The organism is Halpernia frigidisoli, from assembly GCF_900113805.1.
GTDB classification, from domain to species: Bacteria; Bacteroidota; Bacteroidia; order Flavobacteriales; family Weeksellaceae; genus Halpernia; species Halpernia frigidisoli.
The window spans coordinates 724,997-751,505 of record NZ_FOQT01000001.1; the positions used below are offsets into that span (position 1 = coordinate 724,997).

Sequence of the window (26,509 nt, forward strand, 5' to 3'; positions counted from 1 at the left end):
CAATTTTATTTTAAATGTGTTCTATTAAATATTAAAATCATTGATTATTTTAAATAATTTTTTAATTTAAAAACATAAAAAAATTCATTTAATACATAAAAGTTAAACCTGCGCCAAAACCATATTCACTATCATAATTAGTGGAGACAGCCAGCCACTTTTGCAAAATATATTTTAAGCCAAAATCATATTCCTTATCAGAACTAACGGAAAAATTTCCCCGGAGTCTTGGTGAAAGTGGAATTCCTTCGCGGCTTAATTCTAAAACAACTTTACCATTTTGATCTACGTTTGCGTCCGCAATCACCAATAGGGGAAGAATATATTTCATACCTACGATCGCTACATTTTGATCTTTTGGTTTAACATTTTGACCAAACCAGGTTTGCGCCATATCATGTGTTTTGTAAGTTCTAAAACCGACGTAAGGCAACGCCCATTGGTACTTGCCTAAAAACCTTCCTACTTTTATGCTCCCTTCATAATGCATAAAACTGTAATTAGAGTGCAGTTCATTTACATTCATCCAGCGTGGACCGATCATAGTCATATTTTCTAAATGAAGTTTATTTGATGAAACATCAAGCATCGCCGTTGTGTTTACCATGTTGTTCATTTTTTTAAACATTTTGTAAGACATTTCTTTATGAGGTAATTGCGGATTAGGCGCAGAATTTTCATAACTGAATACCCTGCCCATTCCAGTCATCATGTGGTATAAAATATGACAGTGAAAAAACCAGTCGCCGTCCTGGTTTGCAGCGAATTCAATAGTGTCGGTTTCCATCGGACCAATATCGACCACAGTTTTCATAGGCGAATATTCACCTTTTGAATTCACCAATCTAAAATCGTGACCATGAAGGTGCATTGGATGCCGCATCATGGAGTTATTATAAATTACCATCCTGATCACTTCTCCTTTTTTTATCAAAATTTTATCAGTTTCTGCAACCGTTTTATTATCTAAAGTCCAAAGATAATTGCGCATATTTCCCTGCAGCGTAAAATTGAGTGTTCTCACATTGTCTTCCGGTAGAATCGTTTTTTCTGTGGATTTCAGCATATTATAAGTAAGACGTTTTATTGATTTTTGATCACTAGAATTCATGGTTATTCCGTCCATTTTCATATCAGATTTCATATCCATCTTACTGTGATCCATTTTCATATTTTGAGAATTTTCACTCATTCCCATCATTTCATTCATGTGATCCATAGTTGCCATTTTTTGACTTTCAGGCAATTCAGGATACATTACTTCATTCATATCCATCGTCTGATTGCCCATCTGCATACTCATTGGCTTCATATCACCGCTCATTTTCATCATCCCGTTCATCATTTTCATTCCTTTGAAAAGTTCTAATCTTGGGAGAATCGGCGCATTTATTTTTTCACCAGAGCCTAAAAAAAGTGATGCAAAACCTTGTCTGTCTTCGGAAGTCGCACGAAATTCAAAACTTTTATTTTCCGGTAATGTAACTTCAATATCATAGGTTTCTGAAACTCCGACAATTAATCGATCAACATCAATTGGCACAACTTCATTTCCATCGTTTGCAATAACTTTAATTTTTCCCCCGCCAAAATTTAACCAAAAATAAGTAGATGAACCACCATTTACGATACGCAAATGAACTTTGTCTCCAGCTTTTAAATTGGAATAATCTGATGAATTTTCTCCGTTTATTAAAAATTTATTATAGTAAACATCGCTTACATCCATTGCTTCCATTCTCTTCCACTCATTTAAAAGTTTCGTTCCCACATTACCGGTTTTTAAAGCTTCAAAATAACTTTGCGTCGTTTTTTTCTTAATTCCCCACCAATCAGTTTGATCCATGTGAAGTCTTCTCATTATTTGATTGGGGTTTTCATCCGTCCATTCTCCTAAAAGCACAGGAATATCTGCCGCGAATTTTTGTTCTGCCATATTTTCCCTTTCTTTAAAAACCAAAACGCCGTTCATTCCGATCTGTTCCTGCGTTCCTTCATGAGAATGATACCAATAAGTTCCGTTTTGAGAAATTTTAAATTTGTAAAGTTGAGTTTCGCCAGGTTTTACGGGTTTGGAAGTTAGAAAGGGAACCCCATCCATTTCATTTGGCAAAATAACGCCATGCCAGTGCAAACCCGTGTTTTCTTTTAGCATATTATGCAGATAAATTTCTGCCGTGTCTCCTTCAGTAAAATATAAAGTTGGCGCTTGCAATTTTCCATTTGTTGCTATTGCTCTTGCTGGTTTTCCGCTAAAATTAACCAAAGTGTCTTTTACATATAGATCATATCGAACGGTTTTTCCACCAAAAGAAATCTTTCCGTTTTCGTCTGATTTTGTTTTTTTATTGACGTCCATTTTCATTCCGGTCATTCCATTCATTTGCATCTTTTCCTTTCCATTCATCTTCATTTTGATCTTACCAACTGGTTTGTTGTCCAACTTCCCAGTCATTTTCATCTTCTTCTTTGTATCGGTCTTACTCTCTTTTTTGACCTCCATTTTCATCCCTTTCATACCATTCATATCCATGTCCTTCATTTGGGAAAACCCTTGTAAAGAAAAGAAAAGCATTAAAGCAATTATGTATTTAGATGTATTTCTATTTTTCATTTTCTAATCTTTTTATAATCGCTTTCATCTCAAGGATTTCTTTTTTCTGAGCCGAAATGATACTGTTTGCTAATTTTTTTACTTCAGGATCTTTAATATCTGCTCTCTCACTTGTTAAAATTGCAATTGAGTGGTGGGGAATCATACCTTTCATCCAAAGAATATCACCAATTACTGGACTTTGAGTTCTTACTAGAAATAGAGATCCAAAAAATAAAATTAAACTTCCAACGATAATCGAAACATTATGTTTTTTATTTTGATACATTTTGAGCATAAAAGCGAGCATCACGAGAGCCATACAAGCGATCATTAAACAAGTCATATAAAATCTTGTTAAACTAAAATAAACGTGATCCAATTCATAAGTGTTTAAATACATCACAATGTACATGACTATAAATGACACTGTCAGCATTAGAAAAAATTTCGGATACGGATTTTTTGCTTCTTTTATATTTTGAGGTGAAGTTTGCATTTTTTACTTTTTAATTATTACATTTTTGAAATTGTAAAATTGAGAATCTTTACGATAAAAAATATCGCAACCAAAAACTAATTATTCTCGTTAGTTTAATTTTATTTAATCTCAGATTTCACGCTGCCACAAGACAACATCGAACTTCCGTAAAATGGGTTTTTTACTTCTTTTTCTGAGCTTAACCAACTTGAATCAGCCATTGGACAATATTGAACAAAAACCGATTTATCAGCCAGTTTAAAATTCTTCGTTAAAGAAATCATATTTTGTGATAAATGACCAAAAATTTCACGCTGAGAATCAATGCTTCTGCTGTCTGAGATTTGCGAAGCATCTTTTTTAAGAACATTTATATTACCTTCAGATAGTACTTTAAAGTCAATCATAGAAGCAGATTTTATAAATTCATTGGCAGCCTTTGAGGCATTGTCTGAATTATCAGAAACCAAAGCATTTTTAATACTTAGATAATTTTGAAAGAGTTTAGAAATTGAAGCGTCGTTTTGTTGCGCTGAAAATGTTATTACAGAAAAAACTGTTAATACTGCGGTGAAAATGAATTTTTTCATTTTGTTAAATTTTAGATTTTAGTAAATAATTATTAGCCGGAAATTTAATTTCCAGACACGATTTTTTATCCTTTAAATAATAAAAAGGATATTAACTATTCTAAATTCTAAAATTACAATCTCTAATGAAAAGCGCCAATGTCCTTTTTTCAGGTGGCGCATTGATACGAACAAAAGATCTGTTCGTGGAAGAAATTTTAAAAACTGGATTTAAATAAACTGATTTTGGAAGTAAAGCAAGGTGCTTTAATAAATCAATTTTAAGAAAATCGGCTTTATTTGCCGGACTTGTTTTTACGATCTTAAACTGCGTTTTGCAGCAGTCATTTTTCTTTTCAGTTTTACAAAGTTTGCAGGTCTGATCAGAATTTACAGCAAAAATTGAAAAACTTTCCAAACATTGGTGCAACTTGTAAACCATCCCGGAAGAAGTTCCGAAATAGAAAAAAGTAAGCATTATGATTAAAAACTTTTTCACTAAAATATTTTTACAAAGGTATTTAAAATATCTACGTGATTTTTATGATAAAAGTTTTATTTATTGCCTAAATTCTTCCGAACCCTGCTTAAACTCTCAGGCGTAATACCAAGATAAGAAGCGACCATCCATTGTGGAACACGCTGAAAAACATTAGGATAGGTTTTAAGAAAATCCAAATACCGCTCTTCTGCCGTTGCGCCTAGTAGTTGATTTATCCTTTTTTGCAGTGCACGAATGTGATTATTCATCACCCGAAAATTATTATCCGAAACTTCAGAATTACTTTTAAAAATATTTGAAAAAAAATCGGATGGCAAAACTGCTATTTCACTATTTTCAACCGCTTCAATATAATAACTGGATTCCTCTTTGAAGATCTGACTTGTTCTGTCGCCGATGATCCAATTTTCAGGTGCGAATTGTATGATGTGTTCTTTGCCGTTTTTATCAATAGAAAACATTCTGAGCAAGCCTTTTTCTACAAAAAAAGTGTCATTGCAAGTCTCTCCTGCTTCCAGCAAAAAAGAACCTTTTTCAATTTTTTTTTCTTTGTAAAACTGCTGGCAAATCGGAGAGTTTCCTGTGGGAACAGCCAGAACATTGACCAGATAATTTTGAAAATTCTCCAAATTACTTTAAAGCTTGTAGAACCTGGTCAAAATCAATATTGTCGTGCGATGCATCGTATTTCAAATGTCCGTTTACAACTAAAATAGCTTGCGGACTTTGATGCGTTACGTTCAAATCATTAGCCATCAAATTTGAAATTGGTCTGAAATGTAAAAGATCCAAATAATAAAGATCAACTTTATCTTTATCATCAGAATGACTGATTTGTTTTTCTAAATTTTTCTTTACAGACTTACTTATAAAGCAAGTGGTCGAGTGTTTAAAAAATAAAATTGGCTTTTCGAAAGATTTGCTAAGCGCATCTCTGTATTCTTCTACATTTTCTAATTCCTGCCAAGATGTTTGAACATCTTCAGAAACATCACTTTTTCCGAAAAACTGATCTAAGAAACCCATTTTTTTAATAATTTTATTTAATTGACTAAATTAAGAAATTTGCTGTTGATTTAAAAACAAATTTTCATTTTTATTATTGTTTAAAATTTTAAATAAAAACTTTAAAAGTAAAAACTGTTATTTTTTTCTAATTTTAAATCCATTTTTTTTCGAGCATTAAATTTTTGATATGTGCAAAATGATGATTGCAATGCCACGAATACTGCGTCAAACTTTCTTTTAAAGTGAAAACTCTGTTCTGTTGCGGATGGAAAAAAGTATGCTCAAATTCTTTATTAGTAAGACATTTCATTTCATAAACCCATCTTTTATGCACACCGTCCAATATTTTCAAAGAAGAATCAATTCCCATACTAAAACTGTCCTGCAATTCTGCCCACTGCGCTTCGTCATAAGCTTTTATCACAGGATTATCTTCCGTTAAAGCCAGTTTAAAACGTATAAAAGCATTCATATGACTGTCTGCCAAATGATTAATAACCTGCCTGATCTTCCAGCCATCTTTTCTGTAAGGTTCGTCAAGTTGATCATCACTCAGATCCTCAACTAAATGTTTTATTTTTTTTGGGAAATTTTTAATGACCTTTATATGATGGTCGATATCCTGATCTGTTATCTCAAAAGGTATTTCAAATCTACCGATCGGATATTTTTTTTGTTCTAAACTGTCCATTCTGATTTTTAAAATTTGTCGATTTGGCTGATTCTTTTATTTGGCTAAAATTTTGAGATTTTTCTTTTGTAAATTTAAAGAAATTTACTCAAAATGTAATAAAATTTTAAAATGAAAAAAGCCCTTATAATAGTTGACGTTCAAAATGATTTTTGCGAAGGTGGCGCGTTGGCCGTACCGGAAGCTAATTCCGTTATTCCATATATCAACCTTTTGATGAAAGACAATGAATATGATCAGATAATTTTAACCCAAGATTGGCATCCTTCCAATCATAAAAGTTTTGCCAGCAACAACGGACAAAAAGTGGGCGACACTATTATTTTGAATGGAATTCCGCAATTTATGTGGCCGGATCATTGCGTGCAAGGTTCTTTTGGCGCAGAATTTCACAAAGATCTTAATCGGGAAAAAGTAACGCATATTGTTCAAAAAGGTATGAAAGCAGATTTTGACAGTTATAGCGGTTTTCAGGATAATAACCATTTTTTAAAAACTGATCTCGCTGATTTTTTAAAATTCCATGATATTAAATTAGTTGAAATTGTCGGTTTAGCTTTGGATTATTGTGTGAAATTCACCTGCCTTGATGCAGTGAAAGAAGGTTTTATTACCTGTTTACATTTCAACGGAACAAAGGCTGTCAATGTGAAACCCGACAGTGGAAAAAATACAATTTATGAAATGCTGGAAAAAAGTGTAACGATTTTGGGATAAAAAAAAGAGAATAAATTAAATTTTATTCTCTTTTGTGTTTTTACATCATTTTCAAGGTGTTCACCTCTAATTCTGTCAAGATTCTCCAGTGTCCACGCTTGATATTTTTCTTTGTTAAGCCGGCAAACATTACACGGTCTAAAATATCAACTTCATACCCTAGTTTTCTAAAAATTCTTCGCACAACGCGATTCCAACCTATGTGAAGTTCGATTCCTACTTCATTTTTTGGTTTTCCTTCAATGAAAGAAACGCTGTCAACTTCTGCAACTCCTTCTTCCAGTCTTACGCCGTCTTTTATTTGCTGCAAATCTGCGTTTGTCAATTTCCGATCTAAAGTGACGTGGTATATTTTCTTTAAATTAAAAGATGGATGCGTCAATTTTTTAGTAATGTGACCATCATTCGTCAATAGAATAACGCCAGTTGTCTGACGATCAAGTCTTCCTACAGGAAATGTTCTGTATGGTGAAGCATTTGCAACAAGATCCATCACAGTTTTTCTAGCTTTTTCGTCCTTCGTTGTAGAAATATAGCCTTTTGGTTTATTTAAAAGAACATAAACAGGTTTTTCTGGTGTAATATTATTTCCGTCAAAAACAACTCTATCGGTTTTCTCCACCTGATAACCCATTTCTGTGGTTACTTTTCCGTTTACTTCCACCAAACCTTGCGTGATTAAAGTATCCGCTTCTCTCCTGCTGCAAATCCCGGAATTTGCGATATATTTATTTAAACGAATAGTATCTTTTGGCGTTTCGTTGGCGATCTTATCAAATCTTCTTTTTAAAACAAAAGATTTCGTTTTTTCGGCAGTCATATCTTTTCCAAAATTCTTATCAAAGTTTTTGAAGACTTTTTTTGGTCCGGCTTTATAATCGCCTTTTTCAAATTTTGCGCTGCTGTCGAAAGATTTTCCTACTCTTTTGCCAACGGCAGATCTGCTTGGTTTAGCGGTGAAGGATTTTTCGAAAGAATTTACTTCAGAATTATTTAAAATTCGTGGTTCTCTTTTTTCAATTTTTTTCTCAAACTTAGGTTTTGCAGAACGTGCCGAAGGTTTCGGTTTTGAAGTTGATGCTGGTTTTCTATTATTTGATCCTGTTTTACGTTCTCTGCTCATTTCTGAATATTTTTGCAAATATACGGATTTCGCCACGATCTTTTTTATTACTAAATTTACATTTTTTAACCCCAAAAAAGAATGGATTTAAGAGATCAACTAAAAAATTTATTCCCTGAGCATGAAGAAAAGGAATTTGAAATGCCGGAGGAAAAATTTGTTCAAAAAGAACCGCTTATCTGTAAATTTGAAAAAAAAGGACGACACGGCAAACCCGTCACTTTAATAGAAGGTTTTGAAGGAAGCGCGGAAGAATTAAAGAAAATTTCAAAAAAAATTAAAATAAACCTGGGAATCGGTGGTTCAGAAAAAGACGGAATTATAATAATTCAAGGCGATAACCGTGATAAAATAATGGTAATTTTAAAAGAAATGGGTTACAAAACAAAACGTGTTGGAGGTTAAAAATAAGTAATCAGTAATTTTTAAATAAATTTTCAACCCTGTCAACCTTTCTCTTTTCAAAACATTAAATAAAAAACTATGATAAATAAATTAGCAGCCTCCGAATTGGTTTTAAATCCAGACGGAAGTGTCTATCACCTGAATATTTTACCAGAAGATCTTGCAGATAAGATCATTTTGGTTGGTGATCCGGATCGTGTTCCTAAAGTCTCAAAATATTTCGATACTGTTGAAGTCAAAAAAAATAAAAGAGAATTTTACACTGAAACCGGAACATTACGTGGTGAAAGAATCACAGTAATGTCAACCGGAATCAGCACCGGGAATATCGATATCGTGATGAACGAACTCGATGCTCTGGTGAATATTGATTTAAAGAAAAAAGAATTTAAAAGCGAACATAAAAGTTTAAATTTATTTCGTTTAGGAACTTGCGGCAGTGTAAATCCAGAAATTGAAGTTGATAATTTAATGATATCTGAAAATGTAGTTGGTTTAGATGGACTTTTACATTTTTATCCTGATTACCATTTCGAGAATGAATTTTCTAAAAACTTTTTAGCAGGATTTCCTTATCAAAAAATTAAAGAAATGCTATATTTTGGCGAATGGTCGAAGAAAAATGCTGAGCTTTTTAGTGATGCAAAATATATCGGAAATACAGCAACTTTTCCCGGTTTTTATGCACCACAAGGACGACAACTTCGTTTAAGATCGCTTGATGACCAATTCTTAGAAACATTAAATGATCTTGGAATTTCTAATTTTGAAATGGAAACTTCTGCGATTTATGGTTTGTCCAAATTATTGGGTCATGAAGCCACAACGATTGCTTGTGTCATTGCAAACAGACGTCGCGGCGAATTCTCGGCAGATCATCAAAAAGCTGAAAAAATGATGATCGAATGGGTTTTGGAAAGAATTATTAAATAAAATTGGAGAGTAATTTCAATCTTAAAGTTTTTTCTGATACAATAATTGTATCAATAAGCGTAAAACCTCAATTTTACGCTTATTTATTGTTAATTCTAGTTACATCTTTACTTATATTACCTTTCTTTTTAATAAATCTAAATAATGAAAGTTTCACTTTTGAATTATTTTTAGAATTATTCATTTATTTAATTTTGATTGAATTATTCCCTTTAAAATATTGTTTTTGGAATGTTTTCGGAAAAGAAACGCTTCTTTTTACTAAAAAATCATTAAGTTATAAGCATGTATATGGTTTGATTTCTAGTAATATGAAGGTAGTTCCGCATAAAAATATTTCTGTTATCTTTTATAATATATTGATTGAAAAAAATAAGAAGTTTGGAAAGATTAATTTTTTGGAAGAAAATGATGAAACAGGTTTAATAGAGTTAATTCATAAAACTTCTATTTTAATATCAGAAGAAAATTATGAATGTTTTATTCTTGAATTTGACAAACTATTTTTGCTTGAAACATTCTCTCTAAATTAATTCTTTATTTACAAATACAATCAATTAGATGATCATCAACCAAACCTGTCGCCTGCATAAAAGCATAAACAACGGTTGAACCCAAAAATTTAAAACCTCTTTTCTTTAAATCTTTCGAAATTTGATTCGAAATTTCAGTAGTGGCAGGAACTTCTTTTAAAGTTTTTGGATGATTTATAATTGGTTTTCCATCAACAAAATCCCAAATATAATTTGAAAAAGTTCCAAATTCTTTTTGTATTTCCTGAAATTTTTGAGCATTAGTAATTGTTGCGGATACTTTTAATTTATTTCTGATAATTCCTTCATTTAAAAGTAATTCATTAATTTTCGTCTGATCGTATTTTGCAATCTTTATATAGTTGTAATTATCGAAAGCAAGTTTAAAATTTTCTCGTTTTTTTAAAATTGTGTACCAACTTAAACCTGCCTGAAAACTTTCTAAAAGTAAAAATTCAAAAAAAATGTTGTCATCATAAACTGGTTTCCCCCATTCGTCGTCGTGGTAATTCCTGTATAGATCATCTTTCTCACACCATCCACATCTTATTATATCCATTTTAAAATTTTAAATTAAACAAAAATAAATCTTTTTTAACTTTAACAATCATTAACCTTTTTTGGAATAACATTTGAATTTTAAATAGTAACTAAATCATTAAATTTTTAACAAAAAATAATTTATTATGGACAATCAAGATTACAACAAAGCAGAAAACACAGTAGATAATGCAAAAGACGGCGTGCAAAATGCAGCTGAAAATGCGAAGTGGAAAGCTGAAGATTATGCGCAAAAAGCGAAAGATTATATCAACGAAGAGAGAAGCAACGATAGAGAAGCAACTCATGAAGGTTGGCTAGAGCGTGCAAAAAACAACGTGTCAGATGCGTGGGAATCCACGAAAGATGCAGCAAGCGACGCTTGGGAAAGCACAAAAGACGCTGCCGTAGATGCTGAAGCATCTGTGAAAAAAGCGACTAACTAAAATTTTAGATAGTTTTTAAAAGGAATCAAAGAAATTTGGTTCCTTTTTTTATGTTTAAGTGATAAAATAAATTAAATTTGTAAAAAACAAAGAAACATGTCCAACGGATTACTAAAAGGAAAAAAGGGAATTATTTTCGGCGCGCTTAATAACCAGTCAATTGCCTGGAAAGTTGCAGAAAGATGCCACGAAGAAGGAGCAGAATTTATATTGTCTAACGCACCAATCGCAATGAGAATGGGTGAAATGGACGCTTTAGCAAAAAGTACAGGTTCTGATGTTATGGGAGCTGATGCCACTTCTCTGGAAGATCTTGAAAAGTTATTTGACGCAGCCATCGCCAAATTTGGCAAAATTGACTTCATATTACATTCCATCGGTATGTCCGTAAATGTGCGAAAAGGTAAACATTATACCGATATTAATTACGACTGGCTTCAAAAAGGTTGGGATGTTTCCGCCGTTTCTTTCCATAAAGTGATGAGAATTGCTTACGAAAAAGACTGTATGAACGAATGGGGTTCTATTTTAGCCTTAACTTACATTGCAGCGCAAAGAACTTTCCCGGATTACAATGATATGGCCGATAACAAATCTTACCTTGAGAGTATTGCGAGAAGTTTCGGTTACTACTTTGGAGAGAAAAAAGTTCGTGTTAATACAATTTCTCAATCTCCAACTGTTACTACCGCAGGAAGTGGCGTAAAAGGATTTGGCGGATTTATGGGTTATGCAGAAGCAATGTCACCTTTAGGAAATGCTGATGCAAATGACTGTGCTAATTATTGCGTAGCTATGTTTTCTGACCTTACTAAAAAAGTGACAATGCAAAATTTATTTCATGACGGCGGATTCAGTTCGAGCGGTGTTACGCATAAAGTTATTGAAAAGTTTGATTAAATTTTATTTAAATTATATAAAACTCTCCTAAAATGGAGGGTTTTTTTTTGAATTGATTTTAATAAAAGTTAAAAATTTCCAAAAATTTTGACATTAGCACTATTTTTGGCTTTAAAGTAAATGACTATTAAATGTGTCGATCACTAAAAAAATATTATGAAATTTGAAACTATATTGGCAAGCGTTCTTTTAGCAGGATTAACTTCAACTGGTACATCAACTGGAAAACATGACCTGGAAATTGACATTGCTAATATTAAAAATACCAAAGGAACCGTTGCAGTTGGAATTTATAATTCTGAACACGGATTTTTAACAAAAGGAAAAGAATTTAAAACCAAAACCATTAAAGTTAGTGGATCAACTGTTCATTGTGAATTTACAGATCTTCCCGATGGAAAATACGCGGTCGCAGTTTTCCACGATGAAAATTCTGATAAAAAGTTTAATACAAATATGTTGGGACTTCCGAAAGAAGCTTATGGTTTTTCCAATAATTTTAAACCCGTTATTTCTAAACCAAAATTTAGCGACACGGAATTCACTTTAAATTCTGATAAAAAAATTACAATAAAACTGATTCATTAATTACCTTCCAACCATTGGAACAACGGGAATACTCTCATTTCCATTCTCCGAAACACTTTGTACGGCAAAAAAGTAATTATCTTTTGAATAAGGCAATTTGTAGGGATTTTGTCTGGTGAAGATTTTCTTTTGCCACATTGACTGGTCTGTTTCTCTTAGCAAAATGTAAAATCCGCTGACTTTCCCTGACGCAGGTTTCTCCCAGCTTAAATTTGTAAAGTTCGTCAGATCTTTCACATCCATTTTTACATTTTCAGGTTTTGAAGGTGCTTTCGATAAATTGGCCAAAACCGCCATATTAACTGCGGTATTTTTTCGAAGATATTCGAAATCCATAAACTTAACTAAGTCACCGTACTCGATTTTATTTTCTATTCGTAAATCCTGATGCTGGTGGTTAAAATTTTCGTTCATATCTGTAAGGCGAACTGCCGGAAATCCTGCTTCTACAAATGGAGTATGATCACCACCACGCAAAAATCGGTCATTTCTGTAAATTAATTTTACTTCTAAATTATCAACATATCTTTCTCCAATTTCTTTGGTATATCTGGCAAGTTGTCTAGGCTCTCCGTCGTTTTCTAAACCGTAAGCACGGATAAATTTTGCTTTTTTATCTAAATCTAAAAATGGCAAACCTTCACTAAAAACACGCAACTGCATATTTGAAATATTTCGTATGTCAACTGCCTCATTATTTCCGATCATATCATTGTTCAGCATCGCGACAACATTCCATTTTTCATTTAGTGCACGTTTTGCAAGCATCGCAGAACCATATAAACCTTGTTCTTCACCTGAAAACGCAACAAAAACTATTGTTGCAGGGAAATTCGACTTTGATAAAATTCTGGCACACTCTAATACAGCAGCTACTCCACTTGCATCATCATTTGCTCCGGGAGCATCGTCTTTAATATTTAAAACATCTGAAACCCTGGAATCAAGATGGCCGGAAATAATAAAAACTCTATTATCGCTCGGATCTGTTCCTTTTAATATTGCTGTGGGATTTCCGAGATTTATAGCTTTAGTGATTCTTTTTCCATCTGGTTGAAGATCTTCGGTCTGAAGTTCAACTGTCATTCTTCCACCAGAATTTTTAGCATCATTTTTAAACTGACTTAAAACCCAGTTTCTCGCCGCACCAATTCCCCGCTTTTTGTCTGTCGTTGAACCTGTTGTCTGGCGTGTTCCAAAACTTACTAATTTTTCTACATGCGCTTTTAAGGAATCTGAACTGATTAAATTTACATATTCAGAAATTTCTGGATCTCTGTTAATAGTTGTTTGTGCAGATAAGGAACCTGTAATTAGTAGAAAAATTATATATTTTTTCATTTTGTAGAGAATTTTTTAGTTTTATTTAAATTTGATCTTCTGTTTGTATGAAACAAAACAATCTATATAGTTGCTTATGAAATTTTTATTTTTTTAAACCACTAATTGCTTCGCAAAACTGGTCTGTTACATTTTCCGGGGTTGCCCAGGAAGTGATAAGTCTTATTGCAGAAAATTCTTCGTCTATTTTTTTCCAGACATAAAAATCAAAACTTTCCGAAAGCTGATCGATCTGATTTTGATTTAAAACAGGAAAAATCTGATTGGTAAACGTTTCTGATAAAAATTCAAATCCGTTATCAGAAAATACTTTCTTAATTTTCATCGCCTCAAAATTAGCATGTTTTGCCAAATCAAAATATAAATTATTTTCCATTAAAACATCAAACTGAATTCCCAAAAGTCTACCTTTAGCCAGCATTCCACCCTTTTGTTTAATATGAAAACCAAACTCATCCTGTAAATCCTGATTATTTATAATAATTGCTTCCCCGATCAGCGCACCATTTTTTGTACCTCCTAAATAAAAAGCATCTGTGTATTTTGCAATATCGGCTAAAGTCAAGTCATTATTTTCCGCCGTTAAAGCATGTCCTAACCTAGCGCCGTCAAGCATTAAATAAAGTTTTTTTTCTTTGCAAAAATTTGATAAACTTATAAGTTCATCTTTAGAATAATTAGTTCCAATTTCCGTAGAATTCGAAATGTAAACGAGTTTTTGTTTAAGCTGATGCGGTTTATTTTGGTGCAAATCCAATACACTCTGAATATGAGACTGTTTTAATTTACCATCATCCGTTTCAACACTATGAATTTTATGACCAGTTGCTTCAATTGCACCGGTTTCGTTGGTGAAAATATGACCAGTTGTTGCGGAAATAACACTTTCGTGTGGACGTAAAAAAGCAGAAATTAAAATTAAATTAGCCTGTGTTCCACCCGATACAAAATGAACGGTAGAAATGGAAGAATTACATAGTTTTAAGATTTTATCTGTCGCACTTATACAGTATTCATCTAAACCATAACCAATTTGCTGATCTAAATTTGTCTGAGAAAGTGCTTCCAGAATTTTTGGGTGACAACCTTCGGAATAATCATTTTTAAAGGAATACTTCATTATCCAAAAATAATATTTTAAAAATTAAATAAGTGATTTTAAACACATTTAATCCTAATATTTTAAATTATAAATTGTTAGATTTACAAAAAATTATATCTAACATTTATTTTAAATCTTCACGAATTCTAAAAAATTTTTAGATGTTAAAATAAATCATTTCATCAAAACCAAATTTCTATGAAAACTTTAACGGAAGAAAATTATCTAAAAGCCATATTTCATCTCTTAAAGCCTGACAATACAGTTACGGTGACTGATCTTAGTAAATTTTTAAATATAAAATTACCAAGTGTAAACAGCATGATGAAAAAATTTGCCGATAAAGACTGGGTTCGTTATGAAACTTACAAACCGTTGGAAGTAACGGAAAATGGTAAAAAAGAAGCAGCATTAATCGTGAGAAAACACAGATTAACTGAAATGTTTTTAGTTAAAAAAATGAATATTGGTTGGGAAAACGTGCATGATATCGCAGAACAACTGGAGCATATACATTCGGAAGAATTTTTTGAAAAAATGGATGAACTTTTAGATCATCCTAAAGTTGATCCGCATGGCGAGCCGATTCCCGATAGAGATGGGCACATCATCAAACAGGATCTAAAAAAATTGAGTGCCTGCAAACTAAATGAAAATTTGATATTAATGGCCGTAACTTTAGACACCGAAGATTTTTTAAGCTATTTAAATGAGCGAAAATTAATTTTAGGAACAGAAATAAAAATCGTAAAAATTGAAAATGTCGACGCCACAATGACAATAAATTTTAAAGGAAAAAAGGAAATTTTAAGTAAAATAATCTGCGATAAACTTCTGGTAAAAGCATAAAAAAAACAGAGCCGAAACTCTGTTTTTAAATAATATTTTTAATATTTCTATTTCGCTTTCATTGCTTTTTCTTTGGCCTGAAATTCAGTTGTTTTAGCATCGTTTTTAGCTGTGATGTATAAATTTTTAAGTAAAGTGACAACTTCAGCATTTTCAGGATCAACAACATACCATTTTTCTGCGTAAGGTAATGCGCTCAAAAGTCTGTTTTTTCGTGCATCCAGTAATTTATTGGCTTGCTCAGTTTTTCCCGCTTTTCTAGCTGCTTCATAATCTGTACGGAAATTGGTATCATCCCCAATTTTCATGTAAGTAAGATTTTGAAGTGCCGCAACATAATTTGGCTTAATTTCCAATGCTTTATTATAAGCAGTTTCAGCATCCGCCATTGTAGCTGGATCTTTACTTTCCATCAAACCTAAATTAAACCAATTATCTGCATCTTTAGGATTTGCTGCCACCTGCTTTTTAAGAATTTCTATAAATTGAGCAGATTTTCCACTTTTATAATAGGCTAAACCTTTGATATTTATCAAAGCAGCATCATCCGGAAATTTAGCTAAACCTTTATCTGTTAAGGCAATAGTCTCATCGTACTTTTCAGCTGCAAGCAGATTTCTCGCATTTTCTGTATAAAGATTATTTTCTATACTTTTAGAAGTTTCAGTTTTAAAATCAGTATAATCTCCTGTCGCACCCATTTTTTTATACAGATCCCAAGAAGTTTTGTCCAATTTGTCAACAACGCCTGACTTTTTGTTTTTTGCCGTATAGGTTGTCTCAACTCCTGTATAGCCGGAATTTATCAACTCATTATAAATCTCACTTGATTTATCTAAATTTTTTGCAGTCGCGTAAGAAACAGCTGAGTTCATCAAAAGTGATTTATCATCTGTACCTGCAGCTTTCAAAAGATAGTAAGTTTCCTTAAACTTATCTCCCGCAACTTCGTAATTTTTAGAATTATAGGCATCTACAGCCTCCTGATTTACAGTTTTTAAAACAGGATTTATCTTTTCGCCTAATTTTGAAGAAGTACTTGGAGTATAAGATTCTTCCTTCAAACCTGAAATTCCTGATTTATCAGCCGCCTCTTTTCCAACATAATATACTTTTTCTTTGCTGTCATTTTTTCCGGAATAAATTTTCATTTTTCCCAGATCATTGATTTTTGCCAAGTAAGACGCGCCTTCCTGAGTTTTACCGGCGTTCATCATCATTAGACCTTTTGTATAATAATACTGCTCTAAAGTTGCGGGTTCTAAAAGGTATGTTTTGTCACCTATTACTGCATCTGCTGCGGAAATTTGCGCGGTAGCAGTTGCGTTATCTCCACTTTCAATAGCTTTAAATGCCGTTGAAATCTCCTTTTTCTGAGCTATAGCGAATGTTACTGAAAGCATTGCTACACTTAAAATTATTCTTTTCATAAGTAATTTATTATTGATTTTATTTCTATTCTGTTAACGATAATTATTAAAAAAGCTTTTTTTTAAAATATAATTTGTGTCGATTAAACTATATTTAATACTAATTATTTGAATTAATTATTATCTTCTTCCTCACTTTCATCCTCCAGATCTGCATTTTTCTGAGCTTCTTCCTCTTCAATTTGCTTTAAAACTTCTGGATCACCAATATTTAAAACATTATCTCCGGTTTCCGGAATATTTGAGGTTTCAGGATTATTACTATCAATCACAATTTCCGCATCTTCATCGATTTCTTCAGCAACTTCCTTATCCATTTCTACTTTCGCGATCGCCGCGATTTCATCATCTTTACGAAGATTTATCATTCTAACGCCTTGCGTATTTCTACCCATCACGCGCATGTTATCCATATTCATACGGATCGCAACGCCGGATTTATTAATTATCATTAAACCATCTTCATCGGTAACAGACTGAATTGCAATAAGATTTCCGGTTTTTTCTGTTATGTTTAATGTGATAACACCTTTTCCACCACGGTTTGTAATTCTGTAATCTTCAACCGCCGTTCTTTTACCGTAACCTTTCTCGGAAACTACTAAAACTGTATCATTTTCTAAATCATTTACAGCAATCATACCAATTACTTCATCGCCGTCAGTCAAACTAATTCCACGAACTCCGATCGATCCTCTTCCAACTGCTCTTGCTTTTTCTTCCGGAAAACGGATACATTTACCATTTTTAGTAGCAATCATGATCTGGGAATTTCCATCTGTTAATTTTGCACCTAAAAGAACATCATCTTCGCGAATTTCAATAGCATTAATTCCATTTACTCGAGGTCTGGAATAGGCTTCCAAAGACGTTTTCTTAATAGTTCCGTTTTTGGTGATCATCACAACATTCATTTTCTGAATGTATTCTTTATCCTTTAAATCATTGGTTCTTATGTAAGCCTTGATTTTATCATCAGGTTCAATATTAATTAAATTTTGAACGGCTCTACCTTTTGAAGTTTTAGAACCTTCCGGAATTTCAAAAACACGCAACCAGTAACATTTTCCTTTTTCGGTAAAAAACATTAAATATTGGTGATTGGTTGCCGTCACAATATATTCCAGAAAATCTGCGTCTCTTGTAGTTGCAGCGCGGTTTCCAACACCACCTCTACTTTGCACTTTATATTCAGAAAGTAAAGTTCTTTTAACATATCCTGCATGAGAAATCGTTAAAACAACACTTTCGTTTGGAATGATATCTTCGATGGACATTTCGCCACCGCTGTAATCTATTTCCGTTCTTCTTTCGTCACCGTATTTTTCTTTTACTTCTAAAAGTTCTTCTTTAATAATTTCAAAACGTCTTGGTTCATTATCCAAAATATCTTGTAAATCATTAATTAAAGCCATTATTTCGTCATATTCCGCACGGATCTTATCCAATTCCATTCCCGTCAAACGAGCCAGACGCATATCTAAGATCGCCTGTGCCTGAATGTCAGAAAGTTCAAATTCATCAATCAAACCTTGTTTTGCATCGGCTGGATTTGAACTGTTTCGAATGATTCTAATTGCTGTATCTAAAGAATCCTGCGTTCCAATCACCTTCATGAAACCTTCTAAGATGTGCGCTCTTTCTTTCGCTTTTTTAATTTCAAAAGTCGTTCTTCTAACCACCACTTCATGTCTGTGATCAACGAAATGACGAATCAGATCTTTTACATTTAATTGAACCGGACGACCACCAACTAAAGCAATATTATTACAACTAAAAGATGTCTGAAGTGCGGTATATTTATAAAGTAAATTTAAAACTACATTTGGAATTGCATCATTTTTAAGTTCATAAACGACACGCAAACCATTTCTATCAGACTCATCACGGATTTCATAAATTCCGGGAATTTTATCATCTTTTACTAAATCCGCAGTTCTTGCTATCATATCCGCTTTGTTCACCTGATAAGGAACTTCAGTTACGATAATTGCATTTCTGTTGTGTACTTCTTCAAAATTAATCTTCGCGCGAAGAACAATTCTACCTCTTCCTGTGTGCAAAGCTTCGCGAACGCCATCGTAACCATAAATAATTCCACCTGTCGGGAAATCTGGTGCGATGATATGCTGCATTAATTCATCAATGGTGATTTCGTTATTATCAATATAAGCACAAATTCCGTTGATACTTTCCGTAAGATTATGAGGCGCCATATTCGTCGCCATACCAACTGCAATACCGGAAGTTCCATTAACCAAAAGATTTGGAATTCTACTTGGCATCACTTTCGGTTCAGTTAAACTATCGTCAAAATTAAATTGAAAATCAACCGTATCTTTATCTAAATCTGAAAGAATATCATCTGAAATTTTCTTTAATCTTGCTTCGGTATAACGCATTGCTGCAGGCGGATCGCCGTCCATGGAACCAAAATTTCCCTGTCCATCAACTTGCGGATAACGCAAACTCCACGGTTGCGCCATTCTCACCATCGCATCATAAACGGAAGAGTCTCCGTGTGGATGGTATTTACCTAAAACATCACCAACAATTCTGGCAGATTTTAAATGTTTCCTGTTAGAAAAAACGTTCAAGCCATACATTCCGTATAAAACTCTTCTATGAACGGGTTTCAAGCCATCTCTCACATCTGGCAATGCTCTGGAAACAATTACCGACATTGAATAATCAATGTAAGACGACTTCATTTCATCAACAATGTTGATAGGAATTAACCTTTCTCCTTCTTTATGCATAAATATTTTTTAATAATATGATAATCAAAACTTTATAAGCCTGATCATTAGTTTTTTGTTTTCAGTTTTATATAACGCGCTAAATTACGAAAAAATACCGATTTTTGCAGTCAATAATTTAGTTAAAATCATAAAAAAAATATAAAAATGAGCCTCTTAAGCATCACATTTCACACGCCGGAACATCTTTTTGAGCAGTGGGAAAATTTTCAAAATAATTCTTTAGAAAATCTTATTGATAATTTAATTCAGGTGGAAAAATTTATTTTGTCTGAGGTTGAAAGCGACATGCTTCAGGAAGGAAAAAACACCAACCTTCTTTTAATTTTTGAAGATGAAACATTACGGGAAGAATTTGTGAAAAGCGAATTTGAAAATATAACACATCATATACATAAAGAATTTGGCGAAGAAATAATGGTTTTTATGACCTATTTAAATCCGAAAAAAACCCGAATGTAGATTCAGGTTTTTAAATATTTTAGTTAAAAGTTAGTTCTATTTTCTTGACATCAAAATTCTCAAAACGTACCAGAACAGTAACATTATTGATGAAAATAAAAGCAAGGATGCGCCAACATATTGGTCTGTAGAATAAGTGTCTTTCAATTTACTCGTTTGGTATAAAATGGCGCCACTCGCTAAAATAACCATTCCCACAGAAAACCAAAGTCCAAGATTAAAACCGAAAATTGCGCCTGCAACAATCAAACCTAAAGCGACAAAACCGCCAACCGTAATTGCTGTTCTTAAAAAAGAAAAATCGGTGTTCGTCATAAAAACAACTGCCGTTAATCCTGCAAAAAGTGCAACAGTAATTAAACCTGCCTGTTGAATAATTTCCAAACCTGCGTAACGAGTGGCGATGAAAATTAATGGTAAAAATATAACGGATTCTAAGATTACATAAAATCCTAAACCCGCATATTGCACATTTTTATCCTGAGACAAAGTCCATTTTTCTGAAACATAAGAACCGAGCCAGAAAAGCCCCAAAATACCAAGCCAGATAAATCTTCCGCCAAGCATTTTCATAATTAATTCATCCGGAATATATTTTAACAAAAGGCTTTCAACTACCATAAATGCTAAGATTGCCAACGCAACGTGCATGTAAGTTTTTTTGTAAAATTCTGCTCTTTCAGATTCCTGAGCGCGGGAAAGTTGTATGGAATTATTCATATTTTTTATTATTTTAAAGGACGAAATTAAGCAATTTTTTAAATATTTGTATTATAAAATAATGCATTTAAAAGACTTCGATACTGAAACTTTTTTCAACTTCAGCATTTCCTTCTAATTTTCGAATGCCTTCTTTTTCGGTTAAATTTCCGGTTGAAGTTTGAGAATCAGCAATTCCCAACCAAGGTTCGATGCATAAAAAGGGCACGCCTTTTTTCGTCCAGATTCCGAGATAAGGAAAGTCTTTAAAATGAACTGAGATTTGCGGTTTTTTATCTTTAAACAAAGTTAAATTTGATGTGCTTGAGTTTTTAAAAACCAAAGCATCGTTTTCAAAAAGTTCATATTTTAAAGGTAAAAGGTTTGTTTTTAAATTTATATCAACAGTTTTTCCCGATAATAATTCATTATCTAATTGATGTGAAATCAAAGAATTATTATTATCAAATTCTAATTCGTACTCTTCAAAATTGCCGTCAATAGCAAATGCGGGATGTGCGCCAAGTGAAAAATACATTTTATCGTTATCTAAATTTAGAATTTTATAAATGATATATAGTTGGCTTTCAAATAGTTCATTAGTAATTTGCAATTCAAATTTAAAAGGATAAATCTTCAAAGTTTCTTCGGAATATTTTAAGGAAAATACCGCAGAATCATCGGTTTTTGATATTAATTCAAAATCATGATCTCTTGCGAAACCGTGTCGTGAAAGCGAATAACTTTCATCTAAATAATTATATTTTCCATCTTTTAAACCACCAACTATTGGGAAAAGAATGGGCGAAGTTTTGTTCCAAAAACTTTTATCAATCGTCCAGATTACATTTTTGCCATCTTTTATTAAAGTCTCCAATTCTGCGCCTTTATGAAGAATTGTCGCCGTTAAAAAAGAATTTTTAATTGTTGTTTTCATCTCTAATTTTATTTAAATCAATTTAAATTAAACTCAAAAATTTTAAAGTATTGACGTTGTCTGCATATGAATTTAAATCGGGTTGTTGCGCTTTACCAAAAGCTTCCGTTTTAAAATTATAATTTTCTTTTCCAACAATGCACTGAATATCTTGCTCATTTTCTTTGACAAAATTTTCCACTTCTTCTATGTTTTCATACCTCGAAAAATTAACTACAGATAATGGCGAAAATAAAGCGTCATCTTCTTTCAACATGACGAAATTATTATCCCAGAATAAATCCTGATTTAATAAATAAATGGCTTTATTGTAATCGTAATTATTGGCGTATTTATGGTGATTTATAATATCTTTAAATTCCAGAAAATTTAAAAATAATTTCTCTAAATTAAAATCCTTTGGAATGAAAATCCGCGTTACATTTCTACAACCCAAGCCGAAATAAGTGAAAATATCCTGCGCTAAAAGTTGAAGTTGTTCTTCGCTTTCACTTCCGTTTAAAACCGAAATTGAAGTTCTGTTTTTACGAATAATTCGGTCATAATCTTTAAAATAGTATTCTAAATATCTTGCCGTATTATTACTTCCTGTTGCGATAACGGCATCAAAATTTTCCAGTTTTTCGACAAATTCAAAATTTATTTGATCGTCAAAATTTTTCCATAATTTTAATAAAAACGGTATCATTCTTTTATCTTTTGACGATAATTTGATCAAAGGAATATTTTGGCTTAAAATCACGCAAATAATGTCATGAAATCCGACCAAAGGAATATTTCCTGCTAAAATTAATCCTACTTTTTTCGGTTGATTTGAAAATTTATAATCCGAAAGCCAGTTTTCCAGGTTTTCTTCTTTCAAAAGATCCGACCAATCTTTTAAGGCTAATTTTTGATAATCTTTTGTAAACCAAGGGTTTTCATATTCTGAAATTCTGATTACATCAGTTAATTCAATATCTAAATCACCAAAATTTTCTTCACTTTTCGCTAAAAAATCTTTTAAATAGGATCCCAATTTTGCAAGTCCTGAAATGCTTTTAATCACTGCTTTATTCTTTTTAATGTGGTAAAAAATCGTTAAATTTGTGCAAATTTAAAACAATTAGAAATGGCAATCAGAATAACTGATGAATGTATAAATTGTGGCGCCTGTGAACCGGAATGTCCAAATAACGCAATATATGAAGGCGCTGTCGATTGGAAAGCCTCTGATGGAACGGCTCTAAAAGGAAAAGTTACTTTAACTTCGGGATTAACCTTAGACGCAGATTCTCCGCAGGAACCTGTGAGCGATGATGTTTACTTTATCGTCACAGATAAATGCACGGAATGTATGGGATTTCATGAAGAACCGCAATGCGCGGCAGTTTGCCCGGTAGATTGCTGTATTCCAGACGAAGATCACGTAGAATCTGAGGAAAGTCTTTTGGCGAAAAAAGATTTTTTACATCAGGATTAAAATAAATTCGTTTTTACTAAAACATTACAATTCATTTAAATATTTAAAATGACTAAAATTCATAATTTCAGTGCTGGTCCGTGTATTTTACCTCAGGAAGTATTTCAAAAGTCGGCAGAAGCAATTCTTGATTTTAATGGAAGCGGACTTTCTTTATTGGAAATTTCTCACAGAAGCAAAGATTTTGTAGCCGTGATGGACGAAGCCAGAGCAATCATCAAAAGATTGATGAATCTGGGCGATGATTACGAAGTTCTTTATCTTCAGGGCGGCGCAAGTTTGCAGTTTGCAATGGTTCCTTTTAATTTAATGAAATTAGAAAGCGGAAAAGCGGCTTACACAGACACCGGAACCTGGGCTGCTGGTGCAATAAAAGAAGCAAAAAAATTAGGAAAAGTGGATGTTGTAGGTTCTTCAAAAGAGGAAAATTATTCTTTTATTCCGAAAGATTTTAAAATCGGTTCAGAATATGATTATTTTCATTGCACGTCAAACAATACGATTTACGGCACAGAAATGAAGACTTTTCCGAAAGTTGATACTTTGCTGGTTTGCGATATGAGTTCGGATATTTTTAGCCGAGTTATAGATTTTTCTCAATTTGATTTAATTTATGCTGGTGCTCAAAAAAATATGGGACCTGCAGGAACTACTTTGGTCGTCGTAAAAAAAGAAATTTTAGGAAAATCCGGTAGAGATATTCCTTCGATGCTGGATTATTCTTTACATATCGCAAAAGAATCAATGTATAATACGCCGCCAGTTTTCGCGGTTTATGCATCACTTTTAACTTTGCAGCATTTAGAAAATAATGGCGGAATTGCTGCAGCAGAAAAAAATAATATCGCAAAAGCAGAATTAATTTATAACGAAATCGATAGAAATCCTTTATTTGCAACTTACTGTAAAGTTGAAGACCGTTCGTTGATGAATGCATGTTTTAAATTGACTGACGAATCAAAAAAAGAAGAATTTGATGCCGCCTGGAAAGCCGCTGGAATTAACGGATTAAATGGACACCGAAGTTTAGGCGGTTACCGAGCAAGTATGTACAATGCTTTACCTCTAGAAAGTGTTCAGGTTTTGGTTGATGTTATAAAAAATCTAAAATAATCTCAATGAAAGTTTTAGCAAACGACGGCATTTCTGAAAGTGCAATAAAACTTATCGAAGAAGCCGGAATTGAATTTTTAAATCAACGCGTTTCGGCTGAACATTTGGCAAATTTTATTAATGAAAATCAAGTAGATGTTCTTTTGGTGAGAAGTGCGACAAAGGTTCGAAAAGAATTAATTGAAAATTGCCCAAGTTTAAAAATTATTGGTCGCGGTGGAATCGGGATGGATAATATCGATGTTGATTTTGCCAAAGAAAAAGGAATTAAAGTAATTAATACGCCAACTGCTTCTTCAAAATCTGTTGCAGAATTGGTTTTCGGCCACTTTTTCACAATGGCGCGTTTTCTTCATGAGTCAAATCGTTTGATGCCTTTGGAAGGTGATAGCCGTTTTAACGATCTGAAAAAAGATTTTAAAAATGCCTACGAACTTTCAGGTAAAACTTTAGGTGTAATTGGCTTTGGTTCTATCGGTCAGGAGGTTATAAAAATAGGAATTGGTTTGGGAATGATGATTAAAGTCTGCACAAGGCAACCAAAAACTGAAACTCTGAAACTGGATTTTTTTGATGGACAATCTGTAGATTTTAAAATTACTTCCACCAATAATATGGAAGAATTTTTAGAAGATTGTGATTTTATTTCCATCAACACACCAAAAACTACTGAATATATTTTATCCAGTGCCGAATTTGAAAAAATGAAAAATGGTGTATTTATTGTAAATACTTCACGGGGCGGAGTTTTAGATGAAGTTGCGATGATAAATTTCATTGAAAATAAAAAAATTGCAGGCGTTGCTCTTGATGTTTTTGAAAGTGAACCAACTCCCGAGCTTGCTTTACTAATGAATCCAGCGCTATCTTTGTCGCCACATGTTGGCGGTAACACTGTAGATGCTCAAAATAAGATTGGATTAGAACTCGCAAAACAAATTATTGCACTAAATAAAGATTTATAAGAAATGCCAAATTTTAGACCTTTCCGCGGTATAAGACCTGCAAAAGATTTTATAGAAATTTTTCCAACACATCCTTTGGATAATTTTACACAAGCGGAAATTAACGAAAAATCTTCCGTAGATTCTTCCTATATCCAAATGGTAAAACCCTACGTAGTGAGCAAATCCAAAGATATTGATAGAAATTTACGAAAAATAAGAACCAATTATGAAGAACTTTTAGGCGATCACAAATTAGTGCAGGATTCGTCTGCCTATTATTTATATTCTCAAATTTATCCAAATAAAAATGTATTTCGCGGTTTGCTTGGTCTTGTAAGTGTAGAAGATTTTTTTGAAGGAAAAATTAAAAAGCACGAATCGACAATTACCACAAAAAAGGAAAAACTTGCTTTTTATTTAGAAAAGGTTAATATTCAGGCAGAGCCGGTTTTATTGACTTATAATTCAAATTCTAAGGTAGAATTGTTGATGAATTACGAAGAAAAGAATATTCCAATTTTAAATTACGTAGATGATGCAGGCACACGTCATAAAATCTGGAAAATAGACAACCGTCTAAAAATGAAGGAATTAAAAGATGTTATTGAGCAAATTGATGCTTTTTACATCGCTGATGGACATCACAGAATGGGCGCCGCTGCACTTAACGCAAAACAGCAAAAGGCAAAAAATAAAAAACACAATGGTACAGAGGCTTACAACTATATTTTTAGCTATATCGTATCAAATCAGTCTATAAAAATTAACGATTATAACAGATTATTAAAAGACCTCAATGGACTTTCTGCCGAAGAATTTTTAAAAAAATTGGAAACAAACTTTTTAATCCACGAAAAGGGAGAAAACCCTTATTTTCCTTCCAAAAAATTTCACTTCAGTATGTATCTGGAAGGTAAATTTTATAGTTTACACGTAAAACATGAAATTAGGGAAACCGCAGAAATTGATGATATCGATCAATTGTTGATTAGTAATTATATTTTTAAAGATATTTTAGACATCAAAGATCCAAAAATTTCTGATGATATTACTTATATCAAAGGAGATTCCAGTATAAATGGTATTTTAAAATTAAAAGAAGAAGTAGATTCCGGCAACTTTAAAGTTGGTTTCGGTTTGTATCCCGTTAGTTTTTCTGATATTATAAAAATTTCCGATGAGAAACTCGTTATGCCGCCAAAATGCACATTCGTGGAACCAAAATTGATCACGGCTTTAGTAATGTATGATATGAAATAGGATAATTTTCTGGGCGCCTTGATCCGTCTTCCGTTCCCAAAACAAAGTATGAGTTTCGACAATTTAAATAAAAAAAATAAAATTTTAGTCAATCTTTTTGCAATTAAATTTATTTTTTA

General features: G+C 32.6%; 29 protein-coding genes. 13 read left to right on the forward strand and 16 right to left on the reverse strand.

Going from position 1 to position 26,509, the window contains the following annotated elements; translation table 11 throughout:
• Positions 1-88 precede the first annotated feature (88 nt).
• The 7 genes from BM238_RS03365 to BM238_RS03395 form a co-directional block, all read right to left on the reverse strand.
• Positions 89-2,614 (reverse strand): multicopper oxidase domain-containing protein, encoded by a 2,526-nt coding sequence (locus BM238_RS03365; protein WP_233741901.1) that lies wholly within the window; start codon positions 2,612-2,614, stop codon positions 89-91.
• Positions 2,604-3,092 carry a DUF305 domain-containing protein gene (locus BM238_RS03370; protein WP_090078760.1) on the reverse strand — a complete coding sequence of 163 codons (489 nt, stop codon included), beginning with the start codon at positions 3,090-3,092 and terminating at the stop codon, positions 2,604-2,606. The genes BM238_RS03365 and BM238_RS03370 overlap by 11 nt, the downstream gene beginning before the upstream one ends.
• Before the next feature lie 101 nt (positions 3,093-3,193).
• Positions 3,194-3,664 carry a DUF3347 domain-containing protein gene (locus BM238_RS03375; protein WP_090078761.1) on the reverse strand — a complete coding sequence of 157 codons (471 nt, stop codon included), beginning with the start codon at positions 3,662-3,664 and terminating at the stop codon, positions 3,194-3,196.
• A 100-nt stretch (positions 3,665-3,764) separates the two neighbouring features.
• On the reverse strand, positions 3,765-4,142 hold the full coding sequence (locus BM238_RS03380) for an HYC_CC_PP family protein (protein ID WP_143093344.1): 378 nt from the start codon (positions 4,140-4,142) through the stop codon (positions 3,765-3,767).
• Positions 4,143-4,198: 56 nt separating this feature from the next.
• Positions 4,199-4,774, reverse strand: a complete 576-nt coding sequence (locus tag BM238_RS03385; RefSeq protein ID WP_090078763.1) for a Crp/Fnr family transcriptional regulator — start codon at positions 4,772-4,774, stop codon at positions 4,199-4,201.
• A 1-nt stretch (position 4,775) separates the two neighbouring features.
• The gene (ytxJ, locus tag BM238_RS03390; protein ID WP_090078764.1) at positions 4,776-5,171 is read right to left on the reverse strand and encodes a bacillithiol system redox-active protein YtxJ; all 396 of its coding nucleotides are present in this window, start codon (positions 5,169-5,171) and stop codon (positions 4,776-4,778) included.
• A gap of 133 nt (positions 5,172-5,304) precedes the next feature.
• Positions 5,305-5,844: a YfiT family bacillithiol transferase gene (locus BM238_RS03395; protein WP_090078765.1), complete on the reverse strand. Its 540-nt coding sequence runs from the start codon at positions 5,842-5,844 to the stop codon at positions 5,305-5,307.
• 111 nt (positions 5,845-5,955) lie between these two features.
• On the opposite strand from BM238_RS03395, the gene pncA reads away from it, so the two are divergent.
• Positions 5,956-6,561 carry a bifunctional nicotinamidase/pyrazinamidase gene (pncA, locus tag BM238_RS03400; protein WP_090078766.1) on the forward strand — a complete coding sequence of 202 codons (606 nt, stop codon included), beginning with the start codon at positions 5,956-5,958 and terminating at the stop codon, positions 6,559-6,561.
• Positions 6,562-6,601: 40 nt separating this feature from the next.
• Here the strand turns inward: pncA and BM238_RS03405 are convergent, their stop codons facing one another.
• Positions 6,602-7,720, reverse strand: a complete 1,119-nt coding sequence (locus BM238_RS03405) for a pseudouridine synthase (protein ID WP_394333971.1) — start codon at positions 7,718-7,720, stop codon at positions 6,602-6,604.
• A gap of 45 nt (positions 7,721-7,765) precedes the next feature.
• On the opposite strand from BM238_RS03405, the gene BM238_RS03410 reads away from it, so the two are divergent.
• The 3 genes from BM238_RS03410 to BM238_RS03420 all read left to right on the forward strand — a co-directional run bounded on the left by BM238_RS03410 (position 7,766) and on the right by BM238_RS03420 (position 9,555).
• A complete protein-coding gene (locus BM238_RS03410; RefSeq protein WP_090078767.1) occupies positions 7,766-8,089 on the forward strand; it encodes a translation initiation factor in 324 nt (107 codons plus the stop codon).
• 78 nt (positions 8,090-8,167) lie between these two features.
• Complete coding sequence (locus tag BM238_RS03415; protein ID WP_090078768.1) at positions 8,168-9,022, forward strand: nucleoside phosphorylase; 855 nt, start codon at positions 8,168-8,170, stop codon at positions 9,020-9,022.
• Between the two features lie 2 nt (positions 9,023-9,024).
• A complete protein-coding gene (locus BM238_RS03420) occupies positions 9,025-9,555 on the forward strand; it encodes a hypothetical protein (RefSeq protein WP_090078769.1) in 531 nt (176 codons plus the stop codon).
• A 4-nt stretch (positions 9,556-9,559) separates the two neighbouring features.
• Here BM238_RS03420 and BM238_RS03425 read toward each other — a convergent pair whose 3' ends face one another.
• A complete protein-coding gene (locus tag BM238_RS03425; RefSeq protein WP_090078770.1) occupies positions 9,560-10,114 on the reverse strand; it encodes a DNA-3-methyladenine glycosylase I in 555 nt (184 codons plus the stop codon).
• Positions 10,115-10,241: 127 nt separating this feature from the next.
• Here BM238_RS03425 and BM238_RS03430 point away from each other — a divergent pair, with 127 nt between their 5' ends.
• The 3 genes from BM238_RS03430 (at position 10,242) to BM238_RS03440 (ending at position 12,029) form a co-directional block, all read left to right on the forward strand.
• Positions 10,242-10,541: a hypothetical protein gene (locus BM238_RS03430; protein WP_090078771.1), complete on the forward strand. Its 300-nt coding sequence runs from the start codon at positions 10,242-10,244 to the stop codon at positions 10,539-10,541.
• 96 nt (positions 10,542-10,637) lie between these two features.
• Positions 10,638-11,441 carry an enoyl-ACP reductase FabI gene (locus tag BM238_RS03435; RefSeq protein ID WP_090078772.1) on the forward strand — a complete coding sequence of 268 codons (804 nt, stop codon included), beginning with the start codon at positions 10,638-10,640 and terminating at the stop codon, positions 11,439-11,441.
• A gap of 156 nt (positions 11,442-11,597) precedes the next feature.
• Positions 11,598-12,029, forward strand: a complete 432-nt coding sequence (locus tag BM238_RS03440) for a DUF2141 domain-containing protein (RefSeq protein WP_090078773.1) — start codon at positions 11,598-11,600, stop codon at positions 12,027-12,029.
• On the opposite strand, the gene BM238_RS03445 is transcribed toward BM238_RS03440, so the two are convergent.
• A complete protein-coding gene (locus tag BM238_RS03445; RefSeq protein WP_090078774.1) occupies positions 12,030-13,370 on the reverse strand; it encodes a M20/M25/M40 family metallo-hydrolase in 1,341 nt (446 codons plus the stop codon).
• 85 nt (positions 13,371-13,455) lie between these two features.
• A complete protein-coding gene (locus tag BM238_RS03450; protein ID WP_090078775.1) occupies positions 13,456-14,490 on the reverse strand; it encodes a threonine aldolase family protein in 1,035 nt (344 codons plus the stop codon).
• Positions 14,491-14,670: 180 nt separating this feature from the next.
• Between BM238_RS03450 and BM238_RS03455 the strand changes: the two genes are divergently transcribed.
• Positions 14,671-15,321 carry a metal-dependent transcriptional regulator gene (locus tag BM238_RS03455; RefSeq protein ID WP_090078776.1) on the forward strand — a complete coding sequence of 217 codons (651 nt, stop codon included), beginning with the start codon at positions 14,671-14,673 and terminating at the stop codon, positions 15,319-15,321.
• A 47-nt stretch (positions 15,322-15,368) separates the two neighbouring features.
• Here the strand turns inward: BM238_RS03455 and BM238_RS03460 are convergent, their stop codons facing one another.
• Positions 15,369-16,751 carry a tetratricopeptide repeat protein gene (locus BM238_RS03460; protein WP_090078777.1) on the reverse strand — a complete coding sequence of 461 codons (1,383 nt, stop codon included), beginning with the start codon at positions 16,749-16,751 and terminating at the stop codon, positions 15,369-15,371.
• A gap of 113 nt (positions 16,752-16,864) precedes the next feature.
• A complete protein-coding gene (gyrA, locus tag BM238_RS03465) occupies positions 16,865-19,510 on the reverse strand; it encodes a DNA gyrase subunit A (protein WP_090078778.1) in 2,646 nt (881 codons plus the stop codon).
• Between the two features lie 147 nt (positions 19,511-19,657).
• Between gyrA and BM238_RS03470 the strand changes: the two genes are divergently transcribed.
• Positions 19,658-19,972 (forward strand): DUF4286 family protein, encoded by a 315-nt coding sequence (locus BM238_RS03470; RefSeq protein ID WP_090078779.1) that lies wholly within the window; start codon positions 19,658-19,660, stop codon positions 19,970-19,972.
• Positions 19,973-20,008: 36 nt separating this feature from the next.
• On the opposite strand, the gene BM238_RS03475 is transcribed toward BM238_RS03470, so the two are convergent.
• From BM238_RS03475 to BM238_RS03485, 3 genes are all read right to left on the reverse strand, one after another.
• A complete protein-coding gene (locus tag BM238_RS03475) occupies positions 20,009-20,692 on the reverse strand; it encodes a Bax inhibitor-1/YccA family protein (protein WP_090078780.1) in 684 nt (227 codons plus the stop codon).
• Positions 20,693-20,759: 67 nt separating this feature from the next.
• Complete coding sequence (locus tag BM238_RS03480) at positions 20,760-21,608, reverse strand: aldose 1-epimerase family protein (RefSeq protein WP_090078781.1); 849 nt, start codon at positions 21,606-21,608, stop codon at positions 20,760-20,762.
• Positions 21,609-21,630: 22 nt separating this feature from the next.
• A complete protein-coding gene (locus BM238_RS03485) occupies positions 21,631-22,656 on the reverse strand; it encodes an acyl-CoA reductase (RefSeq protein WP_090078782.1) in 1,026 nt (341 codons plus the stop codon).
• 63 nt (positions 22,657-22,719) lie between these two features.
• Here BM238_RS03485 and BM238_RS03490 point away from each other — a divergent pair, with 63 nt between their 5' ends.
• The 4 genes from BM238_RS03490 to BM238_RS03505 are packed head-to-tail and all read left to right on the forward strand — an operon-like array spanning position 22,720 to position 26,390.
• The gene (locus tag BM238_RS03490) at positions 22,720-23,070 is read left to right on the forward strand and encodes a 4Fe-4S dicluster domain-containing protein (protein ID WP_090078783.1); all 351 of its coding nucleotides are present in this window, start codon (positions 22,720-22,722) and stop codon (positions 23,068-23,070) included.
• 48 nt (positions 23,071-23,118) lie between these two features.
• Entirely contained in the window at positions 23,119-24,183 is a 1,065-nt protein-coding gene (gene serC / locus BM238_RS03495) for a 3-phosphoserine/phosphohydroxythreonine transaminase (protein WP_090078784.1), read from the forward strand.
• A gap of 5 nt (positions 24,184-24,188) precedes the next feature.
• Positions 24,189-25,148, forward strand: coding sequence for a D-2-hydroxyacid dehydrogenase (locus tag BM238_RS03500; protein WP_090078785.1), 960 nt, complete (start codon positions 24,189-24,191; stop codon positions 25,146-25,148).
• Positions 25,149-25,151: 3 nt separating this feature from the next.
• Complete coding sequence (locus BM238_RS03505; protein ID WP_090078786.1) at positions 25,152-26,390, forward strand: DUF1015 domain-containing protein; 1,239 nt, start codon at positions 25,152-25,154, stop codon at positions 26,388-26,390.
• Positions 26,391-26,509 lie beyond the last annotated feature (119 nt).

Excerpts from the sequence above, each read along its gene's own strand:
- BM238_RS03415 (WP_090078768.1), top strand. The coding sequence starts at position 8,168 with ATGATAAATAAATTAGCAGCCTCCGAATTGGTTTTAAATCCAGACGGA.
- BM238_RS03375 (WP_090078761.1), bottom strand. The coding sequence starts at position 3,664 with ATGAAAAAATTCATTTTCACCGCAGTATTAACAGTTTTTTCTGTAATA.
- BM238_RS03450 (WP_090078775.1), bottom strand. The coding sequence starts at position 14,490 with ATGAAGTATTCCTTTAAAAATGATTATTCCGAAGGTTGTCACCCAAAA.
- BM238_RS03430 (WP_090078771.1), top strand. The coding sequence starts at position 10,242 with ATGGACAATCAAGATTACAACAAAGCAGAAAACACAGTAGATAATGCA.
- serC (WP_090078784.1), top strand. The coding sequence starts at position 23,119 with ATGACTAAAATTCATAATTTCAGTGCTGGTCCGTGTATTTTACCTCAG.
- BM238_RS03490 (WP_090078783.1), top strand. The coding sequence starts at position 22,720 with ATGGCAATCAGAATAACTGATGAATGTATAAATTGTGGCGCCTGTGAA.
- BM238_RS03475 (WP_090078780.1), bottom strand. The coding sequence starts at position 20,692 with ATGAATAATTCCATACAACTTTCCCGCGCTCAGGAATCTGAAAGAGCA.
- BM238_RS03425 (WP_090078770.1), bottom strand. The coding sequence starts at position 10,114 with ATGGATATAATAAGATGTGGATGGTGTGAGAAAGATGATCTATACAGG.
- BM238_RS03480 (WP_090078781.1), bottom strand. The coding sequence starts at position 21,608 with ATGAAAACAACAATTAAAAATTCTTTTTTAACGGCGACAATTCTTCAT.
- BM238_RS03365 (WP_233741901.1), bottom strand. The coding sequence starts at position 2,614 with ATGAAAAATAGAAATACATCTAAATACATAATTGCTTTAATGCTTTTC.
- BM238_RS03470 (WP_090078779.1), top strand. The coding sequence starts at position 19,658 with ATGAGCCTCTTAAGCATCACATTTCACACGCCGGAACATCTTTTTGAG.
- BM238_RS03410 (WP_090078767.1), top strand. The coding sequence starts at position 7,766 with ATGGATTTAAGAGATCAACTAAAAAATTTATTCCCTGAGCATGAAGAA.
- BM238_RS03460 (WP_090078777.1), bottom strand. The coding sequence starts at position 16,751 with ATGAAAAGAATAATTTTAAGTGTAGCAATGCTTTCAGTAACATTCGCT.
- ytxJ (WP_090078764.1), bottom strand. The coding sequence starts at position 5,171 with ATGGGTTTCTTAGATCAGTTTTTCGGAAAAAGTGATGTTTCTGAAGAT.
- BM238_RS03500 (WP_090078785.1), top strand. The coding sequence starts at position 24,189 with ATGAAAGTTTTAGCAAACGACGGCATTTCTGAAAGTGCAATAAAACTT.
- BM238_RS03455 (WP_090078776.1), top strand. The coding sequence starts at position 14,671 with ATGAAAACTTTAACGGAAGAAAATTATCTAAAAGCCATATTTCATCTC.
- BM238_RS03505 (WP_090078786.1), top strand. The coding sequence starts at position 25,152 with ATGCCAAATTTTAGACCTTTCCGCGGTATAAGACCTGCAAAAGATTTT.
- BM238_RS03445 (WP_090078774.1), bottom strand. The coding sequence starts at position 13,370 with ATGAAAAAATATATAATTTTTCTACTAATTACAGGTTCCTTATCTGCA.
- BM238_RS03395 (WP_090078765.1), bottom strand. The coding sequence starts at position 5,844 with ATGGACAGTTTAGAACAAAAAAAATATCCGATCGGTAGATTTGAAATA.
- BM238_RS03370 (WP_090078760.1), bottom strand. The coding sequence starts at position 3,092 with ATGCAAACTTCACCTCAAAATATAAAAGAAGCAAAAAATCCGTATCCG.
- BM238_RS03440 (WP_090078773.1), top strand. The coding sequence starts at position 11,598 with ATGAAATTTGAAACTATATTGGCAAGCGTTCTTTTAGCAGGATTAACT.
- BM238_RS03435 (WP_090078772.1), top strand. The coding sequence starts at position 10,638 with ATGTCCAACGGATTACTAAAAGGAAAAAAGGGAATTATTTTCGGCGCG.
- pncA (WP_090078766.1), top strand. The coding sequence starts at position 5,956 with ATGAAAAAAGCCCTTATAATAGTTGACGTTCAAAATGATTTTTGCGAA.
- gyrA (WP_090078778.1), bottom strand. The coding sequence starts at position 19,510 with ATGCATAAAGAAGGAGAAAGGTTAATTCCTATCAACATTGTTGATGAA.